Below are 18,330 nucleotides of genomic sequence, written 5' to 3'. Positions count from 1 at the left end.
CAACGATGACAACTGCCACGAGCTGCGCAATTGACGCGCAGGAGCAGATCCTCATTCTCTCCGGCACGGGCGAACGTCCCGGCGCTGCGGCGCTGGTCGGTGCGCGTGCCCGGTCAGAGGCGCGTCTCACGGGTCGCGGGAAAACGTGGAAGGCCCGTTTTCCGCTTCATGTTTCGCGGTGGGGCGGCCCGGAACTCCCTTTGCCGTCGGGCGAATACCACATTGATATTCCGGGTGTTGACGTTGACGTTGACATCCCGCTGCAGCTTCTGTCGCGGCTACGGGTCGAGGTAAAGGGCGATCGACTGCTGGTGGGGCCGCCGCTGGATCCCGCGTTGGAGTCGGTGGAAGCGATCGCCGCGCATGAGCGCCGGTATTCCGCCCACACCGCACCCCTCGAGAACGCCGTGTTCTTCGAGAGCTTCTATGGCCGCGTCGCCGGATGCAACCCTCTGGCTATTGACCGCGAGATCGCCCGGATCGAACCCGGTGTGACCCGCTACTGGAGCGTGGTCGATCATTCCGTTGTCGTGCCTGATGGCGCCGTCGCGCTCATCGAGGGCTCGGAGGAGTGGTGGCGTGCTCGCAGTGCGTCCCGCCTGCTGGTCGTCAACGACTGGCTGCGGCGCCGCTACACCCGGCGTGCGGGACAGCGAGTATTGCAGACCTGGCACGGAACGCCGCTCAAGAGGCTTGCCCTGCATCGCGGCGGTTTTGCTCCGCGACGGTGGGGAGCCATCGTGAAGGAGTCTCGTCGCTGGGACGTTCTCCTCGCCCAAAACCCCTACGCGGCGCGCATTCTGTCGAAGGCATACGCGTTTTTGGGAAAGCCCGTCTGGACAGAGGGGTATCCGCGCAACGACGTTCTGACAACGGGAGATGACGGTGCGACGCGTCGCGCGCTCGGGATCGCGCCGGAGGAGCGGGTGGTGATCTACGCGCCGACGTGGCGAGATGACCGTGCGGAGATCGTCGACTTCATCGATCCGGTTGAGTTGGCGAAGGAGACGCAGTCGGTTGTCCTCGTGCGCGGCCACACCCGGACCCTCGTGCCGGGAAGAAACGTCGACGGCCCGCGCGTCATCGACGTGACGGGCTTTGCGGACACCTCCGCACTTCTTGTTGCAGCGGACGCCCTTGTCACCGACTACTCATCCGTGATGTTCGATTTCAGCGTCACGGGGAAGCCCATGTACTTCCTCGTTCCGGATATCGAGCGGTACCGTGGCGAGCTGCGCGGGTTTTACTTTGATCTGGTCGCCCGAGCGCCCGGCCCGCTCGTTCGTTCACAGGACGAGCTGGTGGCCGCCCTCGCGCGGGATCCCGACGAGTTTGCCGTGCGCTACGACAAGTGGCAGGCGCGATTTAACCGGCGCGAGGATGGCCGCGCCTCCCAGCGTGTTGTGGCACGCATCTTCGACCAGGGGTTTCTCGATCGCGGGAAGAGTTCTTAGGGGAGGGGCGTATTGCGCCCGTCGAGGCGCGATGTGTCGATCGTGTCGCGGGCGCCGCGCGCGACACCGGCGATAAAACCGGCTCCCCAGGCGATGTGCATCGTCGGAATAACGGCAATCGACCAGAGGCGTTCGCGCAGCGACGCGGGTCGACGGGCCACAGCATAAGCGGCCACAACAATGGCGTAGAGCGCAACAGGAATCAGAATTGCCCCGGCCAGAAGCGTTCCCGCGCGTGAGAACGGCCCGGCGATCCGCAACAGACCGGTGCCCGCGGCGGCGGCGATAAACCCGACGAGCGCGGGAGGGGCGAAGAAGCGTGCCGAGTTGCGTGCGCCGTAGCGTCGAACGAGTTCCCCGCGCCAGCGCCCCGTCGCGAGGAACTGACGCAGCAGACGCGACCAGCTCTCCCGCGGCCAGTAGGTCACGGAAAGAGCGGGGTCGAAGATCACGCGATACCCGGCCGCACGAATGCGAAGGTTCAGCTCCCAGTCTTCGCCGCGGCGAAGGGTTTCGTCGAACAGGCCGACCTCGTCCAGCACGGAGCGGCGCATGACTCCGAGATAGGCCGATTCGGCATCAGTCTCTTCTGTGCCGCCATGGTAGGCACCGCCGCCGAGCCCAATGGGAGAGTTGTAGGCAGCTGCGACGGCGCGTTGAAAGGGTGCGCGGCCGTCGGCGCGCATGACGCCGCCGACGTTGGCCGCCCGCGTGCGATCGAGCGTCGCGAGCGCCCGCTTTGTGTATCCGGGCGTGAGCTCGGAATGGGCATCGACGCGGACGATCGTGGGAAATCGCGAGGCTCGGATGGCGGCATTCAGCCCGACCGGGATATCTGCGTCCGGGTTATCGACGAGCGCGATGCGGTCGTCACCGGCGGCAATTGCCCGGGCAAGCTCGGTGGTTCCATCTGACGATGGTCCGAGGGCAAGCACGAGTTCAACGGGGCCATCCACCTCTTGCGCCAGGGTCGACGCAACAGCGCGTTCGAGATAGTCCCGCTCGTTGAGAACGGGCATGACGAAGGACACACCCGCTCCTGGTTCCACGGGCGGGGCCTCCCGGAAAGGGGAGCGAGCGCTCGGAGAGCCGGGATCGTTACGCATTTGTCGATCATCCCACGGGGTCATGCCAGTTCTCCGAGCTAGCGTTGATGCCGTGGCATTGCTGAACGACGCGAAGAAGGCCCTAGCTCTCGTGAAGAAGGCCGCCCATGCGCGGAATTCTTTCCGCGCCGTGCGCGCGGCGATCTCCGAACGAGGGCCGCTCGAGCGAAACAGCTTCCAAATCGCGGTCTATTTCGCCGACGGTGACGTGAACATGTACCAGATGCGACAGTGGTACCAGCCGCTGCGCAAACTGGCCGAGACCTGGCCCGTTGTCGTGATGGCTCGCAACGCCACAGGAGCACGCGCGCTGTTGGATGACGGAGCGCTGCCGGTGGCTTTTGTTCCCGACATCAAGCGGGTGGAGAAGTTCATCAGGCGTCAGGACATCCGCATCGTCCTGTACGTGAACCAGAACACGCGTAACTTCCAGATGTTCCGCTACGGTCGCCGCTGGCACGTCTTCATCAATCATGGCGAGTCGGACAAGATGTACATGACGACCAACCAGTACAAGGCCTACGACTATGCCCTGATCGCTGGACAGGCCGCGCGTGAGCGCCTGTCGCGAACTCTGTGGGATTTCGATCTCGATCGGCGGACGATCGAGATCGGACGGCCGCAGGCCGACCACTACTCGGGCAACACACCGTTCACCGCAGACGGTCGCACCGTGGTTCTCTACGCCCCCACGTGGGAAGGCGACCGCCCGTCCGCCGCGTACGGGTCGATTCTCACACACGGCGAAACGCTCGTTACCAGGCTTCTCGCTGATCCTCGATACCGCGTGATCTATCGTCCCCATCCGCGGAGTGGCGTTGTCGAGATGGCGTACGGCGAGGCCAATGCACGCATCATCAGAGCGATCCAGGTGGCAAACGAACTGGACCCGAGCGCTCATCACGTATTCGATGACGGCCCGGAGCTGGGCTGGCAGTTGTCGGCGTCGGATGTGGCGATCGTCGATATCTCGGCAATGGTGTACGACCGTCTCGCTGCGGGCAAGCCATTGATGGTGACACGCCCTGCCTCGCCGTCTGCGAAGGTGGACGAGAGTGGCTATCTCGGGGCGTGTGAGTGGCTCGACCCGGCCGGCGCCTCTGATATCACGGAGCACGTGACGCGGGTGATGGCGGATCCCGACACCGCCGAGCGACTTGCGCACTGGGTGCGTCACTACTTTGGGGATACATCTCCCGGTGCTCCAACGGCACGGTTCCACGCCGCGATCGAACAGCTCATGGCTCATTGGGACGCCTGCGCGTCCCGTGAGCATGATTCGTAGCTCGCAGAAACGAGCTGAATCGCTGCGGAGACGATCGTCGTCCCGCCCGGTGGTATATAAACCATGGCAAAAAAATCAGGCGCGTGATTGCCATCGCAGGTAAAGATTGTCGAATGGCAGACGCACACTCGCGGGCGACCGCGAAGACGGGCGCGCGCATCGCGGAGTTGCGGCACCAAACGAATCTCAGCGCCAAGCGCATCGCTGACTGCGCCGATATGGACCTCACGCACTATCAACGCATCGAGCGCGGAGAGGGTCATCCGACGCTGTACACCCTCGTACAGATTGCGACGGCGCTCGAAGTGGGGGTCTCGGAGCTTGTTGACGGCGTCGCGGCGAACGATCTTCCCTCGGGGCGTGAGCCCTACGGGTACTCGCAGAGCGTTTCTCGACGTAACCGCCGCGATCTCTACGGCTGATCTGTCGGCCTACAGCACGAAGCGCCACAGCAACTCCTGATTGTCACCCGCGCGGAACCAGATCAGCGCAACCGAGGCGTCCGACGGCTCGATGCCGCACAGGCACAGTTCACTGTGGTCTCCGGGAAGAACGAGGCCCCAGCTCTCGGCATGGAGCCGTTCGTTGCCGTCGAAAACGAGTGCCTTGACGTACTCCAGGGGTTCATCGCTCGCATTGGTGACGATCGGATGGGCGCCCGCACGTTCGACGGCCCAGGGGACGGGGGAGGAGTGTCGCGAAGCGCTCGGCGTCATGCGCTGAGCATAAAACGAGGCCCCTGACGCTCGAACGTCAGGGGCCTCGCGAGAAGACGCGGGTTACGCGAGAACGTCGTTCGCGCGTTCGAGGTCTTCTGCGAAGTCCACCTCAACGGCGTAGAGATCGCTGATGTCCATTGCCTGGACGCGCACGCCGTTGTCGGCGATCGCGAGCTCAAGACCGCGCTCGAAGTAGTCCTGAGCATCGACGCGCTGAAGCTGCTGGATCAGGGCGCGCTTGTCGTGACGCGAGATGTAGTTGATGCCGACGGCCTCGCCCAGGCCGTTCTGAACGCTCTTCGACAGTTCGTCAATGAAACCGTCGGCGCTCAGTGTGTACTTGACCTCTTCGTCGCTGACCTTCGATGTGTTTACGGCTACGAAGGACTCTTCGCGCTCAATGAAATCGACGGCTCGTCCGAGAACGCGAGGATCGAAGACGACGTCGCCGTTCATCCACAGGACGCCGCCGCGACCTGTTGCGAGCAGAGCGCGCAGCAGGCTTTTCGACGTGTTGGTCTGGTCGTAGATTTCGTTGTGAACATACGACGCGTCGGGGAATGCGTCGATAATCGTCTCGGCGCGGTACCCGACAACAGTTGTTACACGCGCGTCAGTTCCGAAAGCCGCGCGGATGTTTTCGTGCTGCTGCTGCATGATCGTGCGGCCATCGCTGAGCATCGTCAGGGATTTCGGAAGGGCGCGACCGAGCCGCGTGCCCATTCCTGCGGCGAGAATCACGGTCTGGATGGTCATTGCAGCTCCTTGATCGAGGTGACGGGCGCCCGCCCGCGATGCTCCGATGTCGACCGATATCCCTGAGGATCCCGGTCGTTCACGGAGTATTCATCCCTGGTCAAGACAAATGGTACCCAGGTGTGCTGAATATTGCCGGATTCTCTCGGGGGATCAGCAGATAGGAAGCATCTGCTCGAACTGCGCACGTCGCGGCCATAAGCGAGAGAGGTGATTGTTATGTTGGGCAGGTGACGATCACCTCGGGGGACCGCGATGCGGCCGAAAGCGAGCATGCCGACGAGCGCGAGGGGAGCGCAGACACGGTCGAGCCGGAAGACAACACACCGGCTCTGGAGCTTCGCGGGGTGGTGAAAACCTACGGCGGTGAACCCGCAGTTGCCGGTATCGACCTGACGGTTCCCGCCGGATCGTTCTACGGTCTGGTCGGCCCTAACGGTGCCGGTAAGACGACGACACTGTCGATGATTTCCGGTTTGCTCCGCGCCGACCGTGGAGAAATCGACGTGTTCGGCGTCGAAGCGCGGAAGCATCCGCGTGCGGCGAAGGCCCTCATGGGTGTTCTTCCCGACCGCATGCGCACCTTTGATCGCCTCACTGGTCGGCAGCTGCTCTATTACTTCGGCGCGCTGCGCGGGTTGAAATCACGGGAAACGAAGGAACGGATCGAGCAACTCGCCGAAGCATTCGAGCTGACCGGCGCCCTCGCGCGGCCCGTCACGGACTATTCGACAGGCATGACGAAGAAGCTCATGCTCGCGTGCGCCATGATCCACGCGCCACGGCTTCTCGTCCTTGACGAGCCATTCGAATCCGTCGACCCCGTTTCAGCCCAAAAGCTCCTCGATGTTCTCCGTCAGTACGTTGATGGCGGAGGAACCGTCATTCTCTCCGGGCACAGCATGGAGCTCATCGAGCGAATGTGCTCGCGCATTGCCGTGCTCGTGACCGGCCAGGTGCTCGCCGAGGGAACGCTCGACGAGGTTCGCGGCGAGATGACCCTGGAACAGCGCTTCGTCGATCTCAGCGGAATGGGCGAAGAGGGGGGCGGGCTCGAGTGGCTGCACACCTCCTCCGCCTGAGGATCGCGCAGCTCGCGGCACCATTCCGGCAGGGGCGGCGCGCGGCGCTCTGGACGGGGGGCGCCCTGCTCGTGGCGATCGCCGTGGTCATCGTGTCCATCGGGGGCATCCGGCTCCTCGCCGGTGCCGACGCTTCCACCGCACACGTCGTGTCGGTCATCATCGCTTCGGTTCTTGTCGCGGCGTTCTTCTTTGCCCCGTTCGTCGCCGGGAAGCCCGATCCTCTCGACCCGCGCGCGCTGGCAACCGTGCCGGTCGTTTCCGTCGTCGTCGTCGCCCCCGTCTTGGTCATCTGCGGGCTTCTCTCCGCGCCCGCGTTGGCGCTGATCGCCGTCGATCTCGCGGTGGCCAGCGTATGGATGGCCCACGGCGCCGAAACCGGAACGGTCGCACTTGCCGTTACGCTTCACGTTGTCACCTGCGTCACGGCAGCTCGGATTGGATACGCGGCGGCTTCGCGCTCGCTTGACGCGCACCGGCTGCGAGAAGCCGTGATCTTGACGGCCATTGCCGCCTCGGCAGTGGTCATCCCCGCCGGTATCTACGCCCTCACCCAATCCTGGGCGGCAGGGGCGCCGATTCTCGCGGGGGAGGTCGTCGACGTTTTGATCCTCACGCCCCTCGGCGCGGCAGCGGGAATTGTCGTGGGTGGTGAAACGGCAACGGCCCCGACGATCGTCGCGTTTGTTACCGTGCTCACGGTGCTGGTGATCTGGTTCATCCGGGTGCAACGGGCCGTTTCCACTCTGCCACGCGAACGCGCGCAACGGCGAGGTCATCTGGGATGGTTCGGTGTTCTCCCTGGCACGGCGTTCGGGGCCATCGGTGCTCGCGGCCTCTTCTACTGGGCAACCGATGTTCGCTACCTCGCCAACGTCGCCATCGTTCCCCTGGCAGGGCTGCTGCCTGTTATCCCGCTCATGTTGGCCGGCACTCCCACGTCGATCGTTGCGATCATCCCGCTGCCGATCGTCGCGGCATTTCTCGGGTGGATTGCTCACAATGATCTGGCCTACGACTCGGAGGCGGTCTGGATCCACGTGGTCACCGGCGTCCGCGGATTTTCCGATCGCCTCGGCAGGCTCGTTCCCGTGCTCGTGATCACCTTGCCGATGCTGGCGCTGACCGTGGCGCTGACCGCGGCGGTGTCGGATCGGTGGGATGCTCTTCCAGCGTTCATCGGTGTCGCGCTCGCGCTCTTTTTCGGAGGGCTCGGCCTGTCCAGCGTTTCTTCGGCGCTGGCTCCCTACCCGGTTGCCCGCCCGGGGGATAGTCCCTTCCGGCAACCGCAGCGTCTCGGTCCACGCGGCGCAGCCGCACCGGCCATCGTGCTGTTGTTGACGATTGCCGTGGGAACTCCGACGATGATTCGCGCCGCCGAGTCCTACTTCTCGAGAGCAGCGCGACCTGATGATGCGCTGCTGTCGGGAGTGATAACGGGCGGCGTGGTTCTCGTGGCTGGTGTGCTCCTGGGCGGTGTCATCTTTGATCGTCGCGCCCACCGCATCATGGAGCTCGCCACCCGAACCGGCTGAAGCCCGCAGTAGACTGTTCCCATGAGTACGCCACTCGATACCCCGGACCGGGGCGGCACATCAGTCCTCGACCGCGAGCTCGAGGAGCTCATTCAGCAGGAGACGAAGGATCCGGGCGATCACGAGCGCTTCTCGCACTATGTGCAGAAGGAGAAGATCGTTGAGTCCGCCATCACGGGCAAACCCGTTCGTGCACTGTGCGGCAAGAAGTGGACGCCCGGCCGCGATCCCGAGAAGTTTCCTGTCTGCCCTTCCTGCAAGGAGATCTACGAGTCCTTGACCAAGTGACCCGCTGATCACGACACATCAGGACGGCCCTGCGATGACGCGGGGTCGTCCTGATGTGTCAAGAGGTGAGGTAGATCGTGGGAATGGCCGGATCGGACTTACTCAGGGCGAGCGCGCGTGTGGGCATCTCGGCGCGGACGTCAGCATGATGCGCGCGTGCCGCGGCAACTCCCGCGGCACCCTCGTACGCACCATCGAAGGTGCCATTCGCGACATATGACACGTTGAGAGCGCGCGAGCCCTCGGGAACCGGCTGCAGGACGGCATCAGGCGATGAAGCGGTGCGAATGACCTCTTCTGTCGCGCGACCGTTCTCGACGCGCCGGAATGCCTGTTTCCACCCGCCCTGGGATTTCTTGCCTTCCGCGGTCTTCGTCACGGGGATCCATTCGCCCGACGCGCTTTCCCGCGCGACGATTTTGTACACCAGGCTGGCCGTCGGATAACCGGATCCGGTCACGAGCGAGGTACCGACCCCATACGCATCGACGGGCGATGCCGCGAGCGCGGCAATCGCGTACTCGTCGAGGTCGCTGGTAACGGTGATCGTCGTGTCGGGATTCCCGAGATCGTCGAGCTGCTGCCGAACGTCTGCCGCCACAAGGGGGAGGTCCCCGGAATCGATGCGCACTCCGCCGAGGTGCGGGCCCGCGACGCGCACGGCCGTGCGTACGCCCTCGGCGATGTCATATGTGTCGATCAGAAGCGTTGTCTCGGCACCGAGCGACGCGACCTGCGAACGGAAGGCGTCTTCTTCGGTGTCATGGAGCAAGGTCCATGCATGCGCGGCGGTGCCCATCGTGGGAACACCCCACTCCCGACCGGCCTCGAGGTTGCTGGTGGCTGTGAAGCCGGCGATGTAGGCGGCGCGGGCCGCGGCAACGGCGGCGTGCTCGTGGGCGCGCCGTGATCCCATTTCCGAAAGGGGGCGGCCACCGGCCGCGATACTCATTCGCGCGGCGGCAGTGGCGATCGCGGAGTCGTGATTCATCACGCTCAACGCAAGGGTTTCGAGAATGACCGCGTCAGCGAATGTTCCCTCGATGGTGAGTAAGGGGGAGCCCGGGAAATACAGCTCGCCCTCGCGATACCCGGAAATCGACCCCGTGAAGCGGTAATTCTCAAGGTAGGTCAGCGTGGAGGCACTGACCACGCGATTGTCGCTGAGGAAGCGCAGTTCATCGGCGCCGAAGCGAAACTCCCGAAGGAGCGTCATTAGGCGTCCCTGCCCAGCGGCGACGCCGAACCGGCGGCCCCCCGAAAGGCGGCGCCCAAACAGCTCAAAGACGCAACGGCGTTGTGCCGTTCCGTCGCGCAGAGCGGCGTCGAGCATGGTGAGCTCGTAGCGGTCAGTCAGCAGAGCCGTGGAGGCACTCATAGTTCTCAGCCTACGGGAACCTCAGGCGCACCCGGCATAGGGTGGGATCGTGAACAACTCGCCGATCGGGATCTTCGACTCGGGCGTCGGCGGACTCACGGTGGCACGAGCCATTCGCGATCAACTACCGCGTGAGTCCCTCCTCTATATCGGAGATACGCTGCACTCGCCCTACGGGCCGAAGTCCATCGCTGATGTGCGCCGTTATGGCCTTGAGGTGCTCGACACGCTCGTTGACCAGGGCGTGAAGATGCTCGTTATCGCCTGCAACACAGCGTCTGCGGCTCTTCTGCGCGATGCGCGTGAGCGGTATGACGTTCCTGTTGTCGAGGTGATTCGCCCCGCCGTTCGCACCGCGATCGCCACCAGCAGATCAGGACGAATTGGGGTGATCGGCACGTCGGGAACCATCGGCTCCGGTGCCTACCAGGACATGCTCGGCATCAACCCGGGCGTCGAGGTGTTCACCGCGGCGTGCCCGCGCTTTGTCGATTTCGTCGAACAGGGCATCACCGACTCGCCCGAGTTGCTGGCGGTCGCTGCTGACTACCTTGCCCCGCTCAAAGATGCGCAGGTGGACACGCTCGTGCTCGGCTGCACGCACTATCCGTTCCTCAAGGGGGCCATCAGCTACATCATGGGGCCCGGAGTGACTCTCGTTTCGAGCGATAGCGAAACAGCCAAGGACGTCTATCGCGAACTGGTGAGCGGGGCGCTGCTGGCGGGAACCGACGCCGTCCCGCGGCACACATACGAGGCGACAGCGGCCGACTCGACCCATTTCATCGCCCTCGCTAACCGCCTGCTCGGTGCCGAGGTGCGCGATGTGCGGCTCATTCGAACGGGCCAGATTGACTTGCGCGCGATCGCCGATCTGCGCGCTTCCGATTCGTGAACCCGACCCGAAAGGAACACCATGACTGAGCGCGCCGATGGCCGTCAGCTTGACGAGCTTCGCCCCGTCACCATCGAACGAGGCTGGAGTTCGCAGGCGGAAGGATCCGCCCTCATTAGCTTCGGCAACACGAAGGTTCTCGTGACCGCTTCGTTCACCAACGGCGTTCCTCGCTGGCTCACGGGTCAGGGCAAGGGATGGGTGACGGCCGAGTATGCGATGCTCCCGCGCGCCACGAACGACCGGAGCCAGCGCGAGAGCGTTAAAGGCAAGATCGGTGGACGAACGCACGAGATCTCTCGTCTCATCGGACGAGCTCTGCGCGCTGTTGTGAACACCAAGGCCCTTGGTGAGAACACGATCGTCATCGACTGTGATGTTTTGCAGGCCGATGGCGGCACACGCACGGCGTCGATCACCGGCGCCTACGTTGCGCTCGCGGATGCGATCGAGTGGGGTCGCGCGAAGGGATTCATCGGGAAGAAGGCCGTGCCGCTGACCGACAGCGTCGCCGCGATTTCCGTTGGCATCATCGATGGCGTTCCGATGCTGGATCTTCCGTACGTCGAAGACGTTCGCGCCGAAACCGACATGAACATCGTCATGACCGGCTCAGGGAAGTTCATCGAGGTGCAGGGAACCGCCGAGGGCGCCCCCTTCGATAAGGAAGAGCTCGATCAGCTGCTCGTACTGGGCGCACAGGGATGCGCCGAGCTGACGACGCAGCAGACGGCCGCGCTCGCCGCGGAGAAGTGATGCCGACGCAGATCGTTCTCGCCACACACAACGCGCACAAGGTCGCGGAGTTTCAGGGCATCGTCTCGCGCGTGCGGCCGGGTGTCGAGGTGGTCAGCTACAACGGCCCGGAACCCGTGGAAGACGGAACGACCTTCGCGGCGAACGCGCTGATCAAAGCCCGGGCCGCTGCCGCGCACACGGGGCTTCCGGCGCTAGCTGACGACTCGGGAATCTGCGTTGACGTGCTGGGAGGATCTCCGGGGGTGTTCTCCGCGTATTGGGCGGGCCACGCGAAGAATGATGGCGCGAACCTGACGCTTCTTCTGGACCAGCTCAGCGATGTGGCACGTGACGAGGACCGACGTGCGCACTACAACTCCACGATCGCGCTCGTGACCCCGGCGGGTGCGGAGCACACGGTCGAGGGAATATGGCCGGGCACGCTGCTGCACGCACCGCGAGGAAACGGGGGCTTTGGCTACGACCCGATCTTCTGTCCGGACGGAGACACTCGCTCCGTTGCCGAGATGTCGGCGGAGGAGAAGAACACTCTCTCTCACCGAGCACGCGCGTTCGTGGAACTCGCACCGCTTCTCGCTGAGCTCTGAGGGCTTCGCGCCAATAGCGGGTGCGCGGGTGGTCCGACGTGATGTGCGGACGGTGGGACTTGAACCCACACGCCGTGAGGCACAGGAACCTAAATCCTGCGTGTCTACCAATTCCACCACGCCCGCGCACCCTCCATCCTATTAGCGTGGACCCTATGCTCTCCTCCATCGTCGTTGTGTGCACCGGAAACATCTGCCGCTCTCCGATGGGAGAGGTGGTCTTGCGTGACCGCCTTGCCGCGGCGGGGCTCGATGTCTCGGTGCGTTCATCGGGTGTCAGCGCTGAGGAAGTGGGAAACCCGATTGACCATAGAGCCGTCGCCGTTTTGTCCGAGCACGGCTACGCGGTTCCGGCACGAACAGCCCGCTGGTTCGACGTCGAGGATGCCGCAGCGGATCTCATCCTCGTGATGACGCGCCAGCACCGCTCCGCGTTGCTGCGACGCGGTGTGGAAGAAGATCGGGTGCGCCTGTGGATGGAGTTTGTGCCCGGGGCCACGTCGGAAGACGTCTCTGACCCCTGGTACGGCGACCGATCGGACTTCGAAGAGACCCTCGAACTGGTGGAGGCGGCTGCTCCCGTGATCGTGAACTTCGTCCGCGCGGGGTGAGCTGACCCGCATAAATCCCTGATCAGCGTTGTCTCACGCGAGGCCTGTGGATAACTTCTGCACGAAATTCGAGATTCTGCAACGCTGGCCGCGTGAGTTCAGAACAGCGAATCGTCGAGCGCGTCCGTGAGCGCATTCGTGACGATCAGGCGCAACTGGGGTGGGAAGAGGTCACCCCCGCCAGCGTTCGACGCGTTGCTGTGGCCGAGGTGCGTCGCCACAACGACTACGCCTTTGCGCGTGGCGGGCGCGCCATCGACGATGTTGATGCGTGTGTCGCATACGTCGTCGCCCAGGTCGCTGGTTACGGACCGCTGCAGGCGCTCCTCGATGACGAAACGATCGAGGAGATCTGGATTAACTCACCCGATCGGGTGTTCGTCGCGCGAGGCGGGGTTTCAGAGCGCATCGCGCTGGAGCTGACCGACGACCAGGTTCGCGACACCGTTGAGCGCATGTTGCACGCAACGGGCCGTCGCGTGGACCTCAGCCAGCCGTTCGTAGACGCGTCCCTGCCGGACGGATCGCGTTTGCACGTCGTGCTTTCGGGGATTGCCCGAGGCCACTGGGCAGTGAACATCAGGAAGTTCTTGCCCGGTATCCGCACGCTCGACACGCTCGTCGAGCTCGGATCAATTCCGCGCGAGCCCGCCGCGCTGCTGCGCGATGCGATGCGCGATGGCCAGTCCGTCCTCGTGTCCGGCGCGACACACGCAGGAAAAACAACCATGCTGGCCGCGCTGGTGTCTTCGTGCCCGCCACACCACCGGATCGTGACGGCCGAGGAGACCTTCGAGCTGGCGATTGATGCTCCCGACGTGGTGGCGATGCAGGGCAGGCAGCCGAGTCTCGAAGGAACGGGGGAGATCACGCTTCGCCGCCTGGTGAAGGAATCGCTGCGCATGCGGCCCGACCGTCTCGTCATCGGCGAGGTACGAGACGCCGAGGCGCTCGATCTGTTGCTCGCGCTGAATACGGGTCTCCCGGGTGCCGCCACCATTCACGCGAACTCAGCGGCCGATGCCCTGGTGAAGCTCTCGGCCCTTCCCCTGCTTGCTGGCCGGAACATCGACCGGGAGTTCGTTCTTCCTGCGGTAGCGAGCGCACTCGATCTTGTCGTCCACTGCGCGAGGGAACCCGGCGGACGGCGCTATGTGGAGGAAATCATCGCTCCGACCGGGCGCATTATCGACGGCGCGTGTGAAGCCCAGACCCTCTTTCATGCCGATCAGACACACCGCGAGGAGCGGCGCGGACGTCGGCGCGGAGAGCGGGTGGCATGACTCTTCTCCTGGGATGCGTTCTCGCGGCGGGGCTGCTTCTTGCTGCGTCCCCCTGGATGTGGCCGGCGGGGGCGTCCACAGAGCCCAGAACGCGCCGCGTCGGGGCCGTCGCGAGCAGCGCGCGAACACTTCTGGACAGGGCCGGCTTCGCGCACGTTGAACCGCGGATTCTCGTCGTCGCCTGTGTGGCGAGCGCGGTCGTCGCGGCGGCACTGGCGTTCGTCATGACGACGGCAGGTGTGCTCGCGGTCCTTGCCGCGATTGCCGCTGCCTGTGCGCCCGTTGCCTGGCTGCGCGCGCGGGCTTCCCGTCTGCTGCGCGCCCGGCGCGGCATGTGGCCCGATGTGTGCGACCTGCTTGTGGGATCGGTGCGGGCAGGGCTGTCGCTCCCCGACGCGATCGGCAGCTTGTCCGATTCTGCGCCCGCCCCGCTTCGTGCGACGTTCGGGCAGTTCGAACGCGATATGCGCGCATCCGGTCACTTCGCCACGAGTATCAATCGGTTGAAACAGCAGCTGGCTGATCCGATGGCCGACCGCATCGTCGAGACACTGCGGATGGCCCGAGAAGTGGGGGGAACGGAGTTGGTCCCGGTCCTCCGGGCACTGTCCGCGTCGATCCGGGCCGAGGCTGCACTGCGCTCCGAGGTCGAGGCTCGCCAATCGTGGACGAGGGGAGCGGCGATTCTCGGCGTTGTCGCGCCGTGGGTTGTTCTGGCGATGCTGTCTCTGCGCCCCGAGGGTCAGGCTGCCTACGCAACGCCTCTCGGCATCACGATCATCCTTAGCGGCGCCGGGGTATCCGTTGTGGCCTATCGGACGATGCTGCGCGTCGGACGCCTTCCCGAACCGCGCCGGTGGTTCGCATGATCAACGCGAGTCACGTTGCGATAGCAGTGCTCCTCGGAGGAACACTCGGTGCGGGTCTCTGGTGCCTCGTCGCGGCGGCCCCCACGTGGCGCGCCCCCGCACTGATCCACCGCGTTGCACCGTATATCCGCGACGTCACGGACCCGGCGGGAACCAGCCTTCCCACGGCCATGAGCGACCCGACGCTCGCGCTCGCCGGAGGGATCACTGGATCCTGGCGCGCGGCACAGCGATGGTTTGCGCGCGCCGTAGGAACCTCCGCGTCCGTCGAACGCCGCCTCGCACAGGCCTCACGGGGCGGAGACGTCGCGGCGTTTCGCGGGGAACAGCTCGCGTGGGCCGCGATGGGAGCGGCAGCAGCGGCCGGTGTGGCGGGCGTGCTGGCTCTGACGGGACGATTCTCCTTTCCCGCGGCCCTTCTGCCGTTGGCCGGTGCCGTCGTGGGCGCCGCGGCGCGTGACTTCGTGCTGTCATCGCAGGCGAAGGCGCGCGTCGCCCGCATCGAGGAGGAACTGCCCACCGTTCTCGAGTTTCTCTCGCTGTGCCTGTCCGCCGGAGAAGGCGTTTTTGGCAGCGTGCGTCGGGTGGCGGCAGTCGGGTCGGGTGAGCTCACGGGCGAACTGCGAGTGGTTGTGACGGAAGTGGATACGGGCGCAACCCTGACCGACTCCCTGACTGCCATGACGCGGCGTCTCCACGTGCCCGTACTGACGAGGGCCATTGATCACACTGTCGCGGCGATCGACCGCGGATCGCCCCTTGCGCAGACCCTGCAGGACCAGGCCACGGATGCACGAGACGAGGGTAAGCGTGCCCTCATCGAGTCCGCCGGCAAAAAAGAGATCCTCATGATGATCCCGCTGGTGTTCGGGCTGCTTCCCCTCAGCGTTTTGTTCGCGATCTTCCCCGGGATCGTCATGCTCCAAGCCGGTTTCTGACCCATACGAAAGGACACACCATGTTCGCCAAGCTCTTCACCACTTCCCCCAATACGTCGCACCACCTTCGTACGGCGTTCGGCGACGTCGATGATCATCATGAACGCGGAGATGTTCCCGGTTGGGTGCTCGTTACGCTGATGACGGCGGGCCTTGTCGTCGTCATCTGGGCGTTGGCAGGCCCCGTTCTCACGAGCGTGTTCCAGCAGGCGATCGATCGCGTCACGGCCCTGTGAACGGCGACGCCGAGAGGGGGTCGGCTCCCGTCGACTTCATCCTCGTCGGCGTCCTCCTGACCGCGCTCACCCTGGCTGTTCTGCAACTCGGGTTCGCCGCCTATACACACAACGTGGTCAAGGACGCCGCAGTCGAGGGAGCTCACTATGCGGCACTCGCTGACAACACGGTCGCCGACGGAGAAGAACGAACGCGCCGAATCATCGCGCGAAGCTTCGGCGAGGATGCCGTCACCCTTGTCGTCGGCAGCCAAGCACGTCGGCACGGCGTACCCATTGTCACGATGGTGGTCTCCGCGCGCCTTCCCGTGATCGGAAACATCGGCATCCCGAACGGAACGGTGGTGACAGCGCATGCACCAGCGCAGATCCCCGGATGACGACCGGGGGAGCGCGCCGCTCGAGTTCCTCCTCGCCGGTCTTTTGCTTCTCGTGCCGCTGGCGTACCTCGTCGTGGCCGTGACCACCGTGCAAAACGCGGCGCTCGCCGCCGATGCCACCGCTCGATTCGTGGCCAGGTCGCTGACAACCGGAATCGACCCCGACACCACCCTGCGTGTCGTTGCAGACTCCTACGGCATTGACCTCGCCGCCCTCGACATGACGATGGCCTGTGCTCCCGTTTCCGCGCCCTGCCCGCAGGCTGGCAGCACGGTGGTTGTGCACGTGACCGTCGTCGTCGCCCTCCCGCTGGTTCCCGATTTCCTGGCAGGGGCGACGTCGATCCCCGTCGAGGCTCACGCAACGCAGAAAATTTCGCGCTATTGGGAGGCTCCATGATGACGGAAGCCGGCGACGAGCGCGGAAGCGTGCTTCCCCTCGGCATCGGATATGCGCTCCTGGCTCTTGCGGTTGTCCTCGTGTGCATCAACGCGACATCACTTCACCTGTCACAGAAGCGCCTGGAGTCTCTCGCAGACGCGGCGGCGCTTGCTGCTGCGGATGGTTTTCGCGTCGCCCCGACGGCGTCGGGCATCGGCATTGAGCTCGACGAACACAGCGCGCGCCGTCAAGCCGAGGAGGTCATCACCATTTCTCCTGTCGACGCCCACCTCGTCAGCGTCACCGCACATGGAGGGAACTCGGCGCGTGTGACGGTGCGCGCAACATGGGACTCGTTCCTCCTCAGCGTTTTCGTGCCGGCAGGTGTCGACCTTGAGGCCACGGCCACCAGCCGAGCGTCGCTGTCGGGGTGACGGCCTCGACCAGGTGATGACGGAGCAAAGCGGCGTGGCGCGAGTTAGCGCGTGGGGGAGTAACGGGGCACCCATCGCATAAACGCCCCAGCCCCGGCGAGGGCAACGACTCCGACAGCACCGGTTGCGATCGACAGAGAGAACATGGTTGTCAGACCCGCGACGACCAGCGGTGTTGACGCTGCGCCGGCATCGGTGAACGTCCGCCACGCGCCGAGGAACGCGGCTGTGTTGTCCGCCGGCGCAACATCGGATCCGAGCGTGAGAAGCGCGCCGGAGGAAAGGCCGTTTCCGACACCGACAGCGATGGCGAAAACACCGAACCACATCGAGGCGTCATCGCTGTCGTGTGTGAACGCCAACGCGAGAAAACTCAGCGCCATGACGAGCTGCGAAGGCACCGTTGCCCAGAGGCGTCCAAACCGGTCCATCACCTGTCCGCTGGCGTAGAACAGCGAAAATTCGATGGCGCCGGCGATTCCGACGAGGAGGGAAATCGTCGCCGCATCGAGCCCGATCGATACTCCCCAGAGGGGAATGATGGCCTGGCGGCCTGCCCGCACGGAGGCCAGGGACGAGGCCGCGAACCCGAGTCTGATGAGGACGCCGCGGTGGTTCCAGATGGTCCGGAAGAGTCCGGTTCGTGGGCGGGCTCGCGGAGTCCGGATCGGGCCGGTGATGGCTTCTCCTGTGTCGCCCGTGCCCGTGTCGCTGGTGGCAGCGCACAGGTTCGGTGCCTGGCGTTGTTCGGCGGCGAGAGCCCTCTCCTCCGGATCTGGGCCGAACGTCACGAGGAGGCCGACGGCAATCAGGGCGGCGCCGAAGAACCAGATGGTGGACTTTGCGTCTCCAAACACCCAGATCAGCCCTGCCGCGATCACCGGGCCCGTGAAGGTCCCGAGGCGGAACGACCCGCCAACAAGCGCAAGGGCCCGCGCCCGATACGCCAACGGCACGCGGACGGTCATGAAGGCATGGCGGGCGAGAGCGAAGGCGGAGGCGCACATGCCGACGATGAACACGCATGCCGTCAATGTGGCGAGATTCGGTGCGAGGAGCATCCCGGCAACCGAGATGACCGATATCACGGAGGCGATGATCATGGCTCGCCGTTCACCAGCGCGCGCGACAAGCCATCCAGCGGGCAGATTTCCGCACAGTTGACCGATAAGAATCGCGCCGGCAACGAGCGCGGCGAGGCCGAGGTTCGCACCCTGGGCAGTGGCAATCGACGGGAGAACGGGAATGAGCGCGCCTTGGCCCATGGAGTACAGAGCCGTCGGTGCGTACACCATGGGCCAGTACTGACGGATCGCCTCGGCTGCGGCGCCACCGGGCGGTGTGCGCATGCTC

Annotated in this window: 22 protein-coding genes and 1 tRNA gene; 17 read left to right on the top strand and 6 right to left on the bottom strand. The window is 64.8% G+C overall.

The features are described 5' to 3' along the window. Window positions 1–5: 5 nt before the first annotated feature. Window positions 6–1,454: a CDP-glycerol glycerophosphotransferase family protein gene (locus G6N81_RS03340; protein ID WP_165133057.1), complete on the top strand. Its 1,449-nt coding sequence runs from the start codon at window positions 6–8 to the stop codon at window positions 1,452–1,454. Here the strand turns inward: G6N81_RS03340 and G6N81_RS03335 are convergent. Continuing rightward, a complete protein-coding gene (locus tag G6N81_RS03335; protein WP_241245102.1) occupies window positions 1,451–2,473 on the bottom strand; it encodes a glycosyltransferase in 1,023 nt (340 codons plus the stop codon). The genes G6N81_RS03340 and G6N81_RS03335 overlap by 4 nt on opposite strands. A gap of 139 nt (window positions 2,474–2,612) precedes the next feature. On the opposite strand from G6N81_RS03335, the gene G6N81_RS03330 reads away from it, so the two are divergent. Together G6N81_RS03330 and G6N81_RS03325 are read left to right on the top strand one after the other, a co-directional pair. Then, the gene (locus tag G6N81_RS03330) at window positions 2,613–3,845 is read left to right on the top strand and encodes a CDP-glycerol glycerophosphotransferase family protein (RefSeq protein ID WP_165133051.1); all 1,233 of its coding nucleotides are present in this window, start codon (window positions 2,613–2,615) and stop codon (window positions 3,843–3,845) included. Between the two features lie 113 nt (window positions 3,846–3,958). Further along, complete coding sequence (locus G6N81_RS03325; protein WP_165133048.1) at window positions 3,959–4,267, top strand: helix-turn-helix domain-containing protein; 309 nt, start codon at window positions 3,959–3,961, stop codon at window positions 4,265–4,267. Between the two features lie 9 nt (window positions 4,268–4,276). Here G6N81_RS03325 and G6N81_RS03320 read toward each other — a convergent pair whose 3' ends face one another. Both G6N81_RS03320 and G6N81_RS03315 read right to left on the bottom strand, forming a co-directional pair. Beyond that, on the bottom strand, window positions 4,277–4,561 hold the full coding sequence (locus G6N81_RS03320; RefSeq protein ID WP_165133046.1) for a hypothetical protein: 285 nt from the start codon (window positions 4,559–4,561) through the stop codon (window positions 4,277–4,279). Between the two features lie 63 nt (window positions 4,562–4,624). Further along, window positions 4,625–5,320 (bottom strand): phosphocholine cytidylyltransferase family protein, encoded by a 696-nt coding sequence (locus tag G6N81_RS03315; protein WP_165133044.1) that lies wholly within the window; start codon window positions 5,318–5,320, stop codon window positions 4,625–4,627. 230 nt (window positions 5,321–5,550) lie between these two features. Here G6N81_RS03315 and G6N81_RS03310 point away from each other — a divergent pair, with 230 nt between their 5' ends. Genes G6N81_RS03310 through G6N81_RS03300 form a run of 3 tightly spaced genes read left to right on the top strand, consistent with a single transcriptional unit; the run spans window position 5,551 to window position 8,225 of the window. Beyond that, window positions 5,551–6,402, top strand: a complete 852-nt coding sequence (locus G6N81_RS03310) for an ABC transporter ATP-binding protein (protein ID WP_241245046.1) — start codon at window positions 5,551–5,553, stop codon at window positions 6,400–6,402. After that, window positions 6,378–7,937, top strand: a complete 1,560-nt coding sequence (locus tag G6N81_RS03305; protein ID WP_165133042.1) for a hypothetical protein — start codon at window positions 6,378–6,380, stop codon at window positions 7,935–7,937. Before G6N81_RS03310 ends, G6N81_RS03305 begins: the two co-directional genes overlap by 25 nt. Window positions 7,938–7,958: 21 nt before the next feature. Next, window positions 7,959–8,225: a DUF3039 domain-containing protein gene (locus G6N81_RS03300; protein ID WP_165133040.1), complete on the top strand. Its 267-nt coding sequence runs from the start codon at window positions 7,959–7,961 to the stop codon at window positions 8,223–8,225. A 58-nt stretch (window positions 8,226–8,283) separates the two neighbouring features. Here the strand turns inward: G6N81_RS03300 and G6N81_RS03295 are convergent, their stop codons facing one another. Continuing rightward, entirely contained in the window at window positions 8,284–9,603 is a 1,320-nt protein-coding gene (locus G6N81_RS03295; protein WP_165133038.1) for a nicotinate phosphoribosyltransferase, read from the bottom strand. Window positions 9,604–9,652: 49 nt separating this feature from the next. On the opposite strand from G6N81_RS03295, the gene murI reads away from it, so the two are divergent. From murI to rdgB, 3 genes are read left to right on the top strand one after another with little or no spacing between them, the layout of a single operon-like run. Further along, entirely contained in the window at window positions 9,653–10,498 is an 846-nt protein-coding gene (gene murI, locus G6N81_RS03290) for a glutamate racemase (protein WP_165133036.1), read from the top strand. 21 nt (window positions 10,499–10,519) lie between these two features. Next, window positions 10,520–11,254: a ribonuclease PH gene (gene rph, locus G6N81_RS03285; RefSeq protein WP_165133034.1), complete on the top strand. Its 735-nt coding sequence runs from the start codon at window positions 10,520–10,522 to the stop codon at window positions 11,252–11,254. Then, window positions 11,254–11,844 (top strand): RdgB/HAM1 family non-canonical purine NTP pyrophosphatase, encoded by a 591-nt coding sequence (gene rdgB / locus G6N81_RS03280; protein WP_165133032.1) that lies wholly within the window; start codon window positions 11,254–11,256, stop codon window positions 11,842–11,844. Before rph ends, rdgB begins: the two co-directional genes overlap by 1 nt. A 44-nt stretch (window positions 11,845–11,888) precedes the next feature. On the opposite strand, the gene G6N81_RS03275 is transcribed toward rdgB, so the two are convergent. After that, window positions 11,889–11,970, bottom strand: a tRNA-Leu gene (locus tag G6N81_RS03275). Between the two features lie 29 nt (window positions 11,971–11,999). Between G6N81_RS03275 and G6N81_RS03270 the strand changes: the two genes are divergently transcribed. The 8 genes from G6N81_RS03270 to G6N81_RS03235 all read left to right on the top strand — a co-directional run bounded on the left by G6N81_RS03270 (window position 12,000) and on the right by G6N81_RS03235 (window position 16,977). Further along, window positions 12,000–12,455, top strand: a complete 456-nt coding sequence (locus G6N81_RS03270; RefSeq protein ID WP_165133018.1) for a low molecular weight protein-tyrosine-phosphatase — start codon at window positions 12,000–12,002, stop codon at window positions 12,453–12,455. Between the two features lie 92 nt (window positions 12,456–12,547). Next, window positions 12,548–13,738 (top strand): TadA family conjugal transfer-associated ATPase, encoded by a 1,191-nt coding sequence (locus tag G6N81_RS03265; RefSeq protein WP_241245045.1) that lies wholly within the window; start codon window positions 12,548–12,550, stop codon window positions 13,736–13,738. Beyond that, a complete protein-coding gene (locus G6N81_RS03260) occupies window positions 13,735–14,607 on the top strand; it encodes a type II secretion system F family protein (protein WP_165133015.1) in 873 nt (290 codons plus the stop codon). Before G6N81_RS03265 ends, G6N81_RS03260 begins: the two co-directional genes overlap by 4 nt. Continuing rightward, the gene (locus tag G6N81_RS03255; protein WP_165133012.1) at window positions 14,604–15,545 is read left to right on the top strand and encodes a type II secretion system F family protein; all 942 of its coding nucleotides are present in this window, start codon (window positions 14,604–14,606) and stop codon (window positions 15,543–15,545) included. Before G6N81_RS03260 ends, G6N81_RS03255 begins: the two co-directional genes overlap by 4 nt. A gap of 20 nt (window positions 15,546–15,565) precedes the next feature. Beyond that, the gene (locus G6N81_RS03250) at window positions 15,566–15,781 is read left to right on the top strand and encodes a hypothetical protein (RefSeq protein ID WP_165132993.1); all 216 of its coding nucleotides are present in this window, start codon (window positions 15,566–15,568) and stop codon (window positions 15,779–15,781) included. Next, the gene (locus tag G6N81_RS03245; RefSeq protein WP_165132990.1) at window positions 15,778–16,161 is read left to right on the top strand and encodes a TadE/TadG family type IV pilus assembly protein; all 384 of its coding nucleotides are present in this window, start codon (window positions 15,778–15,780) and stop codon (window positions 16,159–16,161) included. Before G6N81_RS03250 ends, G6N81_RS03245 begins: the two co-directional genes overlap by 4 nt. Next, the gene (locus G6N81_RS03240; protein WP_165132987.1) at window positions 16,136–16,561 is read left to right on the top strand and encodes a TadE family protein; all 426 of its coding nucleotides are present in this window, start codon (window positions 16,136–16,138) and stop codon (window positions 16,559–16,561) included. Before G6N81_RS03245 ends, G6N81_RS03240 begins: the two co-directional genes overlap by 26 nt. Continuing rightward, a complete protein-coding gene (locus tag G6N81_RS03235) occupies window positions 16,558–16,977 on the top strand; it encodes a pilus assembly protein TadG-related protein (protein WP_241245044.1) in 420 nt (139 codons plus the stop codon). The genes G6N81_RS03240 and G6N81_RS03235 overlap by 4 nt, the downstream gene beginning before the upstream one ends. A 44-nt stretch (window positions 16,978–17,021) precedes the next feature. Here the strand turns inward: G6N81_RS03235 and G6N81_RS03230 are convergent, their stop codons facing one another. Beyond that, the gene (locus G6N81_RS03230; protein WP_241245043.1) at window positions 17,022–18,326 is read right to left on the bottom strand and encodes an MFS transporter; all 1,305 of its coding nucleotides are present in this window, start codon (window positions 18,324–18,326) and stop codon (window positions 17,022–17,024) included. Window positions 18,327–18,330: the final 4 nt, after the last annotated feature.

Origin of the sequence: Microbacterium amylolyticum (assembly GCF_011046975.1) — a bacterium.
Taxonomy (GTDB): Bacteria; Actinomycetota; Actinomycetes; order Actinomycetales; family Microbacteriaceae; genus Microbacterium; species Microbacterium amylolyticum.
This window is presented reverse-complemented; position numbering and strand designations above follow the sequence as displayed.